The following is a 12933-nucleotide window of genomic DNA, read 5'->3' as shown; positions in this document are numbered from 1 at the left end:
TTAATTAATCCGAAACATCTTAAAAACTGGTTTACTAATTGCTGCTACTGTACCTCATAACATCCGGAAGTGCTGTAGTTATCAAAGAAGTCGATAAACTTTTACGGGGCGGCAAGCATACTGCTATCTTAAAAGTATCCGCTGAAGTTTGCCTAAGCTGTGGAGAACGGTTGTACTCTGTGGAAACAGTTAGGAAGTTTGCCAAAATTAGACAGCAATTGCAGCGAGAAGAGACTCAAGAATTTCAAGCGAGGGGGCAATCTTTTCGAGTTGGATAAGTTAGAGGCGGATAATTTGTTTAAAAAGATCGATCGCACTTTCCCATCATCCATCAAAAATCAAGGCGCGATCGCACTTCACTCCAGAAATCTCTCTCGCGGATGATGCGATCGCCCCTTCTCCCCAGCAAAACTACAAAATGTACTGGCAAATCCCTTCACAGACCCAGGCTCAGCAGTTAAATAATCTGAGGTTTTCCATTGGACGATCGCACCAACCAACCAACCACCGCAGCTAACAACCGCCGACCTCTAATTATCGCAGGAGTTCTCCTCGGTATCGGTCAATCAGGCTTTTTTGACGGCATTGTGCTGCACCAACTCCTGCAGTGGCACCATATGTTTAGCAGCGTTAAAACCGATACTACCGTTGCCGGTTTAGAATTAAATACCCTCGGAGATGGATTGTTTCACGCTGCGGATTGGTTGGTAACAGTGGCGGGCATCTTCTGTTTGTGGGGTGCGGTGAAGCGCAAAGATGTTCCTTTGTCAACTCAAACTTTTTTCGGTTCAATATTAATTGGTGCTGGATTGTTTGACTTTGTTGAAGGCATTGTTGACCATCAAATTTTGGGAATCCACCACGTCAAACCCGGTATCAACGAGTTAGCTTGGGATTTAGGATTTCTCGCTCTCGGAGTTAGTTTAGCGCTGTTAGGTTGGATTCTGCTACAGAGGGAAGTTCCTGCAGATACTAAAGTTTAAATGAATGCAGAGATTGGGAATTTTACCAAATCCGCCTTAAAAATCCCCCACTCTCTTTTTAACTCATCAGTTCATCCCGCCGCCGACTCCAACCACAGGATCAAATCCTCCTTACTCCTAAAATCCAACAAAGCTTCTCCCAAATCATCTAACTGTTCCGCAGATAACCCCTGGCTGCGAGTTTGAACTCCCTGTGTAACCTCACCCACCCGCCGCACGATCGGACGCATAATTAATCCTATTTCCCCCTCCATTTTACCCCTTTCGATTCCCTGTTCGATTCCTTGGCGGTGGGGTTGAGTACCTGAAGTTCCACAACCACGGTTTTGTGGCCGATAATCTTGGCCTTGACATCCAGGTAAGTGTCTTTCAAGCCTGTAACGCTTCCTGCTGAATAAGGGTCAAGGATTTCTATTTCTTGGATGGTCGCTTCTCCGTTATACAGCATTGCATTTAGGAAGCTGATTAAAATTTCAGGATGTTCGGAATATCAGAATATTTTTTTGAATGCAAAGTCTGTTTTGGGACTGATGAAACGCATATTGTAGAAGGAAGAAGGAAAATGCAATATGTTAGGGAGTTTTAGGTTGGTAGTTGCGCTTTACCACCCTTAGCGCAACTACGAAGTTTTTCAATTATCAGCCTGTGGCTTCAGTAGTAGTTGCAGGTGACATAACTAGCTTTCCAGCTATATCCATTGTTGCTAGCTTCAGCACTTCATTAAAAGCTAAACCCCGAATTTTGAGTTCCCACCGAATGCCTTTTGCTTTCATTCGTTTGGCTTTCCGCATATCGACATCAGCAGCTTTTTGATTCAAGAGCAAATATTTCATTGCTGCTGTAGCTTCTACTTTTGTGGGAAATGCAATATAAGTGATAAATCCGCCGTCCCAGTGATTGGCGTTGCGGACACTGCTGATAGTCGCAACTCTCGGACTAAAGCGGTTCCAGTAAAAGTCGCTGTAGCCGATCGACTGTGTATTGACTTGGAGTTTGTTTGCCATCTGACTTAACTCCTCTAACCTTGTGTGCGGGGTTGGCAGCAGGGCTTTAATTCTGCTATTTATATTATAGCATTGGGAAGTGGGAATTGGGAGCGAATCCTGGCTGTTGTTTTACCTCCCCGACTGCTTCTGTGAAGTCGGGAAAGTAAAATATCCCCAATACCTTTAGTTGTTTTTTGTCTCGAATACAACTGTCTCAAAAAGCTCTACAAGCTTTAAGTCTGAATAAACCGATAAATACAAATACTTTTCCAGTTTCTGCCGATTTCTAGGTAAGAATAAACCTAAGCCTGATAAGTTTTTATACTTATGCCTAATTCTTGAGTCCAGTAATTCACCATTCTGTTGCACTCTCTGAATGAGAAAATTATTTAAAAATAACAATAAATCGTTACAAGGTGACGGACTTGCACCTGATAATTGGGTAAGTTTTTGTAAAAAATTTGCGAAATCAACAAAGGTTTCTCCAAAGCTACGATAAACTACTACAGTAGTGTTATTGGAAAAATTGACTTCAGGCCCTAAAATTGAGGATATAAAAACTTTCACTGGCGCAATATCTGCTTGCAAAATAGAATCAATCACAACATTAACTTTTTCGGCAAAGTAGCGGAAATAATGATTGTTAGTTAATGTCAAACTATGGTACATATCAGGCGGTTCATAATCCATAATCTTTTTAGCTAGCTGAGAACCATCAATGTCTGGATAATCGCTCAAATGGCTTAACAATTGCTCATAATAGTAATTTGGCACTCCAAGTTGGAGTTGAGATGAAAGCGTATACTTAGCAGTATTTTGGAAGGTATGGTGTACTTCAATATTTCCTTTATTACAATCTTGGAAAAATAATAATTCTAGATTTCCCTTGACAGAGCGGTTAAAATTAAATATAAGTTGATTGATTTTTTGAAGATTCATCCATCTAATTTCTGAAATTGAAGGGGAGGTAGGGTGTTCGTCGGGGCTTATTTCCATAAGGGTTCCACTATGACCTAAAAACACAAGAACCCAGCGTTTGGCTTGAAATTGAGAGTGGGCCCAAGTCAGATACTCACTCAAGACTTCTGCACTACTACTATCTGCTGTTTCTAAGTATTGGGTATCAACTTTACCTGGGCTAAGGATGCTTCGAGAAACTTGTGCTGCTCCACTAAAGTCTGATTGTACGACTACCAAAATCTTGTCATTTTTTACAGCTTTACTTAGCATTTGAATAATTGGTTGTCCGAATCTTGAGAGATTATTGTCATAGGGCATCCAGTATAGTAATACCCAGTCATAATGATTTTTGACCGTACTTCCAAGCATATATTGGTCTCCCGAGCAATATATTGTCTCTATTAAAGAACTAATACTTACTGTTATCAATTTGATTGCTTCTCTTCTTTTCACGTTCTCTGCTCCTGATAGAGGATCGTCAGTTTTTTGTAGACAGTATTTTTTGCTAACTAAAATCTCAATTCATATTCAGCAGTGACGCGATTGTCTCCTTGAAAATTACTCGAACCCCTGAGTAAAATTTTATCGCTCAATCGATAGCGCACAGTAAATTCTGTCGGTTGATTTGCTGACAGAACTCGAATGATTGATGCTGAAATATTGCGCGTGATGTCAAACCCAACTTCTAAACCTAAACCGAGAGAACCCGCACCAGAACTGGAACTAGCTGTTTGTACTTCGTTGCCTCTAATCCGAGTGGGAAATAAGCGAAATTCGCTCAATCCTGTGGCGTTAGTAATCGCAGATTGAATGTTGTTCAATAAACCCGCACCCGCTAAATTTGCGATCGCCAGCGTACTGTCTCCCTGTCCCAAAGTCTGCACGAAACTGCCGCCCAACAGCGCTACAATCTCTGTTTCCGATCGGCTCGGAGAACTCCTCAACTCCAGACTTTCCGCCAACTGAGAAGCCCTTCCCTGCACTAACGCTTGAACTCGGACACTCCGCACATTGCCGAAACTTGTCGGTTCGTCTGCGATTTCAGAGGCTACAGATGTGCCGGGAGTGCGGAACCGCGTTACTTCCTGCACCGAAGTTGCTAATCTCACATCCAGCGTCGGATCGAGTCCTTGTCCTGGTACAAAGGTAGCTGTCTGCGCGTATCCTCGATCGAGTCTAAACTCTGTCGTAAACAAATTCACCGACCCGGAAGTCAACCGAATCGTACCGACAGGGCGAAGGTCATCTAAAGTTCCATTCACCGTCAAGCCCCCAGTCGCCTGAAAACTCAATATCGGCGCACTCGTTACCCGAATTCCCCGGCCCAAATTCAGCCGCAAATCGTTCAGTCCAACTTCAAAGGAAGGGGCAGTCGGAGTTGCAGGAGAAGGAGAAACCTCAGTCGTCGGGGAAGCAGAAACCTCAGTCGCAGGGGAAGGGGAAGATGTCGAAGGAGAATCAGAAGCAGAAGAGGAAGAAGCTAACTCAGTTGTGCCGCCGCCGGGACTCCGGAGAAATACTTCGCCGTTGTACAGTTCAATATTACCGCTCAACTGCGGGCGCCTAGCCGTGCCTCTTGCCAGCACTTGACCGACTACGCCGCCGCGGTACAATCCTCTGAGGTTTAGTGCCAACTTGTCGAGATTCACAGCCAAAGGATTAGCCGCATCGACATCGCCCTCAGCAAAAGGCACAGACAGCGGAATCACGCCAGCGGCGACAACTTCTCCCTGACTCAACTGTCCCCGAATTCCCTCTACCCGAATACGATCGCCCTCAAAGCGCATCGTCCCAGTCAGCCCTGTCAGCGGTTCTGGGAAGGCTTGCGCGCGGACAGTTGCATTTTCAAAATTCGCGATTCCTTGCGCTACAGGGTCTTGCAGCGTTCCTCCCACGCGAATTTGCACCTGTCCCTGGCCGCTGACCCACGCAACTTGCGGAGTCAATACATTAATAATTGCTAAACCTTCATTTTGCAAATTCGCCCTCAAATCAATTTGATCGCTGTCGGCCTTCACCGCTGCAAACGGCAACTCAAAAGGCAAACTTCCCTGCACTTCAATCGGTTCGGTTTGAGTTACCAAAGCGCTGCCGCCAAAATTCAGGCGGGCATTGCTGTAACTGAAACTGCCGTCGGCTTGTTTAATCGGTTCTCCGTTTAGCGTGCCCTCAAGCAAACTCAATTCCCCGGTAGCTTGCGGGTTTTCCAAACTGCCGGCTAAATTCGCCCGCAAATTCAAATTTCCCGTGACATCCACAAAAGGTAATTCCACGACTTTTGCCAACTCTTCCAGCGGCACATTTTCTACCCGCAACTGCCCGGATTGAGCTTTTTGCCCGAGTTGGCCCGAAAAGCCGATCGCACTTTCGCCCGATCTAATTTCCAAAGGCAAAACAGTTAAAATTCCGTCCTGAAAACTGCCTTCAATGCTGAACTTTTCAGCGACATATTCTCCCCACTGCCAGTTATCGCCTTTCACGTTAAATTGAGCTTGCACACCTGTTTGCAAAGAACCGGCGACAGCAATTTCCGCGCCAAAAGTGCCTTGCAATTGGGATAAGGGAGGCAATTTTTCTGATGATTCCACGGCCTGCTGCTGCTGCTGCAAAATAGTTTCAATTTCTGCCAAGCGGCGCAACTGTTCAATTAGCGGGGCTTCTGGTTCTCCTACTGCTACAGTTTGCACGTCGGCGGCGCTAGCGTAAACCGGAGGTTTTAAGCCTCTAGCCAAGTCGCCTAAATTGAAATATTGCAAAGCGGCTAAAACCTGCTGCAAATTGCCTTGCTGTACGTTAACTTTGCCGGCAAATTGCGGGTTTGCGCCTGTTTGAACATTGCCAGAAATTAAGTATTGACCGCTGCCTTGGCGGAATATGCCATTTGTGAGAGTGGCGCTGCCGTTAGCGTAGCTGAATTCGGCTTGGAAACTGTCACCTTTAATGTAGCCGATCGCCGGTTGGGCGATCGCAATTTGTCCGCTTGCTTGCAAAGTCGCCGGATTTAACGGCATCTTCCAACCGGGCACATTCACTTGTCCCGAAACCGTACCGGTTATCGGCCCCAAACCGGCCTCTTTACCGGGTGCGAGATTCAAAGCAGCGAGGGGAAAATCGCTTAAATTAACTCGCAAAGTTTCTCCCTCGGTTTGGCCGCTAGCCACAGATTCCCCGCGTTGAATTAAGAAAGATGTCGGCAGAAAAGATGGATTTAAAGCTACTTCAATTTTGTCGCTGGCGCCGGCCAAACGCAAATCTACACTTTTCCCAGCATCCGCATTCACACTCCCCGCCAGTACCGGGTCAAAAGCGATTTGATTTACTGCTAAATCCCGCACTTCCACATCGCCAACTAAGCTGAGGGCAGCGAGGGTTCCGGTGAGGCTGCCGGTAAAATCGACATTGCCGCGCAGGGGTGGGTTTTGCTGTGAGGAATTTTTGTCCGCAATTGCAGACAAAAATCCTAGTTGTTCTGCTGGTAAGGCTTCCAGGTTAAAGTTGGCGAGTTTGACATCCAAATCTAAGTTGGAAATTGAGGGCCCTCCTTTACCTTCGAGTTCGACGTTAACAAAGCCGTTTGCTGTCAAACCGGGAGTTGTGGCGTTCTCAATTTCCACCCGTTTGCCGTCCCAATTAAATACTGCCTCAAAAGGTTGTTTCAAAAACGGCACTTCCGAGATGCGGAAACTGCCACCGGCGCGAACTGTTTGTGGGGAAGCGGCAATCGGGCCGGATAAATTGATATTGCCGTTAAACAGTCCTCCAAGCTGGGGGAGATTTTGGGTACCCGAGACTACACCTCCGGTTTGCAAGCTTTGTCGTTGCGAGTCAAAGGCTTGCTGGAAGCGACTTAGAGCAATTTGCTCGCCCTCGATTGACGCGCGCCAATTCCCCGATTCTACGCGGCCTTTAGCATTGACAATTCCTCCGCCGTTGGCGAGTCGAATTTGTCCGTCGCCGTTGGCGGTGATGCCGTTGGCGGTTAAATTATCTACTGTTCCCAAAATGCGGACTTGGCCGTCGAGGGTTCCGTTAATTTCTGGCGGTAAATCCGCTGTCAGCAAACCTGTTTGTTTGAGGGTTTGTTCTAAATTACTGACGGCAATTCCGTTTGTTTCCAGCAATGCTTGCAAGTTGCCGTTTTCTAATTTGGCCGTAGTATCGATCGCCCCGAGTCGATCGACCACAATCACTCCTTCTCCGCTACCATTAATTCCCCTGGCTGTCAAGTTATCCAAACTGCCCGCTGCTTGGAATTCGCCGTTAACTCTGCCGTCAAATCCTTTAGGCAAAGTCGCCGTCAGCGGAAACAGTTGGGTATTGCGGATTGTTTGTTCTAAGCGACTGAGAATAACTCGATCGGCATCGGCGAAAGCTTGCCAGCGTCTGCCTTCTAATTTACTTCTAAAAGCAAGAGTACCGTCCCCTATATTGAGTTTGCCGCTGCTGCTGACGCCTATGTCGGCGGCGGTTGAATTATCAAGACTGCCGCTGGCTTGAATTTGATTGGATATTTGTCCGTCAAGCGATTGGAGATTTTGGATTTTGGATTTTAGATTGTTGATATTGGCGACTGTTTGGGGATTGTCAGCAGCGAAAGCTAAGCCAACATCTAACAGGGGCAATCCTAAATCTCCTAAGCGCCTGATGGAAGTGCGATCTGTTTCTGCAGTTCCCTGCCAGTTTCCCGCTACCAATTCTCCTTTTAAATTAACACTGCTGCCAGCAAGATTGAGTCTGCCACTGCCGCTGGCATTGATGCTGCTAGCCGTCAAATTGTCAAGACTTCCCGATGCTGTAAATTGACTCGATAGCAGTCCGTCAAGCGATTGGAGATTTTGGATTTTGGATTTTATATTGTTGATATTGGCGACTGTTTGAGGATTGTCAGCAGCGAAAGCTAAGCCAACATCTAACAGGGGCAATCCTAAATCTCCTAAGCGCCTGATGGAAGTGCGATCGGTTTCTGCCTTTCCCTGCCACTTTCCCGCTACCAATTCTCCTTGTAAATTGACATTGCTGTCGGCAAGATTTAGTCTGCCGTTGCCGCTGGCATTGATGCTGCTAGCAGTCAAATTGTCAAGACTTCCCGATGCTGTAAATTGACTCGATAGCAGTCCGTCAATCGATTTTAGATTTTGGATTTTGGATTTTAGATTGTTGAGATTGGCAGATTGCTGATTTTCGGGATTGAATGCTGAAGCCACATCTAAAATCGGCAGTGTCAAATCTACCAAGCGGCTGATGGAAGTGCGATCTGTTTCTGCTGTTGCTTGCCAGTTTCCCGCTACCAATTCTCCTTGTAAATTGACATTGCTGTCGGCAAAGTAGAGCCTACCGTTGCTACTAAAATTTATTCCGCCAGCAGTCAAATCGTCAACATTTCCCGCCGCTTGAAATTTACCTGCTAGCTGTCCGTTTAACGTTTTAAGATTTTGGATTTTAGCTTCTAGATTCTCCCGATTGGCTGGCGTTTCCCGTGCTAAAAACGGCAAACCAATATCAATTAATTGATTGATAGCCAGTTTTTCAGTGTTGCCAAAAACTTGCCAGTTACCCGATTCTAGTTCGCCATTAACATCAACAATACTGTCAGCAATATTCAGCGTTCCTTTGCCCGTCGCAGCGATCGCATTTAAACTCAAAGTGTCCAGAGTTCCCGCAGCTTCGGCGGTTCCGCTGACCAAACCCGCTACTTCAGGAGGTAAATTAAGGTCTGGCAGGACTTGCCGCAAACTGTTGAGTTCCACGCCATTGCCCTCAATGATAGCTTGCCACTGACGGTCTTTTAGCGCAGCATCCACGTTAACAGAAGCGTCGCCAATTTTCACAACTGTATTTTGCAAATCCGCCGAATTGCCTCCGGCTCGAATTTCGCCCGCTGCGGGGAAAGTTCCTTGCGGTGCTTGCCATTGAACTCTCGCTTGAATGTTGTCTAACGGGCCAAAAATTTGAGCTTTTGCGGAGACACTGCCAATTGTAACAGTAGCAGGAATTGGGAGAGCGTAAATTTGGGCGAGATTATCTGCAGGCAAGTTTTCAGCTTGCAAGTCAAACACCAAACCAGATGGATAATTCTTACTTTTTAAAGCAATATCAACTTCACCTTTGCCGCCAATTTTACCCCCCGCCGCAGGCACTACCAAAATATCGCTCAAAGTCAAAGCTAAAGAGGAAAACGCGGGAATAGAAGATTTAGAATTGGGAGTTGGGGTTTTAGCTATTCTCCCGCGTTCCAATTTGAAATTAGTGCTAATATTGTTTAATAGCAGTCGATCGACCGTAGCGGGTTTTGTCGAGGCGATCGCACCTGTCACCACCGGTTGATCGACGGTTCCAGTTAGCTTGACCTCCGCCTTCACCTCCCCCGCAACTGCAACCGGCAATACTACTTTCTGTCCTAACTCTGTCTCCACCGCAGTGACAACACTTGCAAAAGCGACTGGTTGCACGCTAGTTGTCAGATTGAAGCTAGCGTTCTCCAAATTAAAATTAGTTCCAGTTGCAACTGTTCCGGCTATTCTAAGCGGAATTAGACCGTAATTAGCCGCCAGACTATCGACAATCACATTAGTTCCCTGAAACCGCAACTGACCGCTGCTATTTTGTATGATTTGTTTCAAGGGAGCAATACTCGCTTGCACTCCTCCAAAACTAGCCGTTCCAGTAATTCCCGATACTTTATTCTCTCGCACTTGCACGGTTAAATTGCCATTAGCCAGACCTTTTTGTAAAGAAATGCCGGAAAGTCTTAGCAAGCGAGCGAGGTCGGGCAAAGGCAAATTTTGACCTTGCAACTGCAGGTTAGTTTGAGCTGCAGGTAACATAGAATCAGCTTTAAGTATAAAATTATCGCTATTAGTAAACTGACCGTTTACTTCGTAGAGAACGCGCTGGTTTTGGTCGCGAAATAGAGCACTGCCATTTTTCAAATTTACAGAAATCGGAGCCGAAGTTGTCTGTCCGACTGGGGGACGCGGTACCAAAACTGCGACGGAATTTTTAGCTCGAAATGCTTCAACTTCAGTTTTAAATAAACCCGGAGATTTCTGCTCCGCAGTTGGAATATTAACCCAGCGGCCTTTAGCATCCTGTTCGATATAAGCGCTGGCTTTAACTAAGGTAATATCTAATTTGAGATTGCGGGTGAACAGCAGTTGCAAAACCGAAAACTTTACTTTAACTGCTTCTGTAGAAGCGTAATCCGGATCGGTAGGAGTTGCAGGTAAAGTCGATCGGCCAAACCGCAAACTTGTCAGAGAAAATCCCTCCAAACGTCCGAGTTGCACGGGCCGCTTCAGCAACTGGCTGACTTCAGTTTCCACCAAAGGAGCTAACTTTTCCCGCACCCACTGGTATCCTACCGCCGCCCCAACCAAGGCGAGAATACCCAATCCCGTACCGCTAAGCAGCAGCAGACGCCACCAGCGGCGGTGGGGACGGGGTGCGAGTTGATTTTTGTTATCGTCGGAGTTAGTCATGGGTGTTTCTCAGAAATCAGAGAATTCAGGAATTAAGGGAATCAGCCAATTTTAGACAGGTATAATTTCTGTGATTCGCCAGTGTGCCTTCTGCCTTTGGTAGACTCAGAAGTGAGGTCGGAAGTGCCGATCGGGCGCAGCGAAGGTCGAAGGCACGCCCCCACTCCAGGGTAGACTCCAGAAACCTTTACCGAACTTAATCAAAACACGCAACATCACCTAAAACCAAGTCCTCCAACTCCCCCAAATCCTCTAGGTTTCCCCCGCTGTGCAGGATCGGCGGTCAATCTAAAATCTAAAATATCAAACCAAGTCGTCCAAATGCCCCAATTCCTTTCGATCCCGCCAGTGCAGGATCGCTGGTCAATCTAAAATCTAAAATATAAAATTTAAAATCGGTTGCCCGATCGCTTCTAAGATAAAAAAATGGTGGTTAAGAAGGTCTTTAAAACTTATGCGAGTGTTCGTCTTACTCTTCAATGCCCGCACCGAGAATGAGGGAATTCATACCATTCAACTCGGCGATCGCAATAAAGTTCTGATGTTTGAGTCAGAAGACGACGCCACCCGCTTTGGCGTGATGTTGGAAGCTCAGGATTTCCCCGAACCCACTGTCGAGGCGATCGACGAGGAGGAAATTAAGGATTTCTGCAACAGTGTTGATTATGATTGGGAACTCATACCGGCGGGGGCGTTGGAGATTCCGCCAGAAAACAATGTAACACAGACTCAGTGGCAGCCGGAGCCGGAGCCGGATCTCGCTCTGGATTCGGAGGTTTCCCAAAACGAACTGGATTCTATTCGCCGCCGACTCGAAGGACTTTTGTAAAAGGAAGGTTCGGCAACGGATTCTGTAGCGGATGTAACGGGTGGATATTGAGATTCGAGGCTCGATGTGAAGAAGGAAGAGGGAAGAAGGATAAATTTAATCTCTTCCAGCGTACTCAATCAAGGGCTTCATTTGTAGATACAGGCTTGCAGGCTGAACCAGGGACTCTGTATGTCTCCTGACTTCGCTTGAAAGCCGACAACTGACAATTAACAACTGAGAAAAAATGAAGAATTTGGAAGAACGGGGCCATCTGCTGACTGAACAGGTGAATACCAACAGCGAGAATTTAGACCAACTCAGTTCGATCGAATTAGTGGACTTGTTCAACCGGGAAGACGCCCAAACCTTAAGCGCGATCGCCCGTGCGCGCGAACAGTTAGCCGAAGCGATCGACATTGCAGCCGAGTCTCTGCGTCAAGGAGGTCGCCTGTTTTACGTCGGTGCGGGTACTTCCGGGCGTTTGGGGGTGCTGGATGCCGCCGAGTGTCCCCCCACCTTCTGCACGCCGCCAGAACTCGTACAGGGCATAATTGCCGGGGGTGCGGGGGCTTTGGTGCGGAGTTCGGAGGATTTGGAGGATCGGGCTGAAGATGGGGCTGAGGCGATCGCCCACCGTCACATTACCAACTTAGATGTGGTTGTCGGGATTACGGCTGGAGGTACAACGCCGTTTGTCGCGGGCGCTTTGCAGGCGGCACGCCAGCGGGGGGCGAAAACCGTGTTTATGGCCTGCGTTCCCGTCGAACAAGTGAGTTTTGAGGCTGATGTTGATATTCGGTTGTTGGTTGGCCCGGAGGTAGTGGCGGGTTCGACGCGCTTGAAAGCGGGTACAGTAACAAAAATGGCTTTAAATATCATTTCGACTGGGGTAATGGTGAAGCTGGGGAAGGTTTACGGCAATCGGATGGTTGATGTGGCGGTGACTAATAAGAAATTGCGCGATCGGGCTGTGCGGATGTTGCAGGATTTGACTGATTTAAGCCGGGAGGAGGCGGGTTTTTTGCTCGAAAAAAGCGGCAAGTCTGTAAAATTAGCTTTGATGATGCACTGGACTAATTTGGAGAAGGAAGAGTGCGATCGAATTCTGGGCGAGTTTCAAGGGAATTTGCGATCGGCTGTGGCCTCCATTAGTCAGTAGTCAGTAACCTGATTTGAGTTGTTAGTCATTTGCACCATCGAGTCAAAAAATTGTGAAATCTCTTCAGTGGATCTGAGGTGATAAACACTTTTGGTGTTTTGAGCGCGATCGACATACTCGCGGTATCTGGGAGTCAAATACTTGTGACACAACCAAAGAACACGGTAACTATTAATTGAACTCTTCAAGATCGGACTCTTTTGGGGCCAGCCTTCTGGCGGTATAAACTTACCTGTAATCAGCCGTTTAGTCACCCACCAGAAATGCACGTATAGGGGCAGATCGACAAAAACCCGAGTATCTGCCTCGTGGAGTCGAAGCCATAGGGTTTCCATGCAACCAAAACCGTCTATAATCCATCGGTCAGTAGCCAAAATTTTCTCATGCGTATGCTTATATTCTTCATTTGGAACCTCAGCGCCCCCAGATTGATATTGAATTTTATCCAAGGGGTAAAGTGGCAAACCAGTAATTTCTGATAATCTCTTGCTTAGAGTTGATTTACCGCCTCCTGTGTTGCCAAACACGGCTACTTTTTTCATAGTTACCCCTCTTA

Annotated in this window: 10 protein-coding genes; 4 read left to right on the top strand and 6 right to left on the bottom strand. The window is 46.8% G+C overall.

Annotated features, from left to right (window positions below):
* The first annotated feature begins 38 nt into the window (after positions 1-38).
* Together QUA62_RS23325 and QUA62_RS23320 are read left to right on the top strand one after the other, a co-directional pair.
* Positions 39-278 carry a YgiT-type zinc finger protein gene (locus QUA62_RS23325; RefSeq protein ID WP_333407058.1) on the top strand — a complete coding sequence of 80 codons (240 nt, stop codon included), beginning with the start codon at positions 39-41 and terminating at the stop codon, positions 276-278.
* A 201-nt stretch (positions 279-479) separates the two neighbouring features.
* Entirely contained in the window at positions 480-983 is a 504-nt protein-coding gene (locus QUA62_RS23320; protein WP_333407056.1) for a DUF2243 domain-containing protein, read from the top strand.
* A 71-nt stretch (positions 984-1054) separates the two neighbouring features.
* Here QUA62_RS23320 and QUA62_RS23315 read toward each other — a convergent pair whose 3' ends face one another.
* The 5 genes from QUA62_RS23315 to QUA62_RS23295 form a co-directional block, all read right to left on the bottom strand.
* Complete coding sequence (locus tag QUA62_RS23315; RefSeq protein WP_333407055.1) at positions 1055-1237, bottom strand: DUF4351 domain-containing protein; 183 nt, start codon at positions 1235-1237, stop codon at positions 1055-1057.
* Positions 1222-1431, bottom strand: a complete 210-nt coding sequence (locus tag QUA62_RS23310) for a hypothetical protein (RefSeq protein ID WP_333407053.1) — start codon at positions 1429-1431, stop codon at positions 1222-1224. The genes QUA62_RS23315 and QUA62_RS23310 overlap by 16 nt, the downstream gene beginning before the upstream one ends.
* 190 nt (positions 1432-1621) lie before the next feature.
* On the bottom strand, positions 1622-1987 hold the full coding sequence (locus tag QUA62_RS23305; RefSeq protein ID WP_006633171.1) for a hypothetical protein: 366 nt from the start codon (positions 1985-1987) through the stop codon (positions 1622-1624).
* A 165-nt stretch (positions 1988-2152) separates the two neighbouring features.
* Positions 2153-3382, bottom strand: coding sequence for a clostripain-related cysteine peptidase (locus tag QUA62_RS23300; RefSeq protein ID WP_333407050.1), 1230 nt, complete (start codon positions 3380-3382; stop codon positions 2153-2155).
* 56 nt (positions 3383-3438) lie between these two features.
* The gene (locus QUA62_RS23295; RefSeq protein WP_333407049.1) at positions 3439-10407 is read right to left on the bottom strand and encodes a translocation/assembly module TamB domain-containing protein; all 6969 of its coding nucleotides are present in this window, start codon (positions 10405-10407) and stop codon (positions 3439-3441) included.
* 454 nt (positions 10408-10861) lie between these two features.
* On the opposite strand from QUA62_RS23295, the gene QUA62_RS23290 reads away from it, so the two are divergent.
* Positions 10862-11236 (top strand): DUF3110 domain-containing protein, encoded by a 375-nt coding sequence (locus QUA62_RS23290; protein ID WP_333217859.1) that lies wholly within the window; start codon positions 10862-10864, stop codon positions 11234-11236.
* A 226-nt stretch (positions 11237-11462) separates the two neighbouring features.
* Positions 11463-12377, top strand: a complete 915-nt coding sequence (murQ, locus tag QUA62_RS23285) for an N-acetylmuramic acid 6-phosphate etherase (protein ID WP_333407048.1) — start codon at positions 11463-11465, stop codon at positions 12375-12377.
* Here the strand turns inward: murQ and QUA62_RS23280 are convergent.
* Entirely contained in the window at positions 12371-12919 is a 549-nt protein-coding gene (locus QUA62_RS23280) for an adenylate kinase (RefSeq protein ID WP_333407047.1), read from the bottom strand. The genes murQ and QUA62_RS23280 overlap by 7 nt on opposite strands.
* Positions 12920-12933 lie beyond the last annotated feature (14 nt).

It is taken from the genome of Microcoleus sp. MON1_C1, from assembly GCF_036701945.1.
Lineage (GTDB): Bacteria > Cyanobacteriota > Cyanobacteriia > Cyanobacteriales > Microcoleaceae > Microcoleus.
This window is presented reverse-complemented; position numbering and strand designations above follow the sequence as displayed.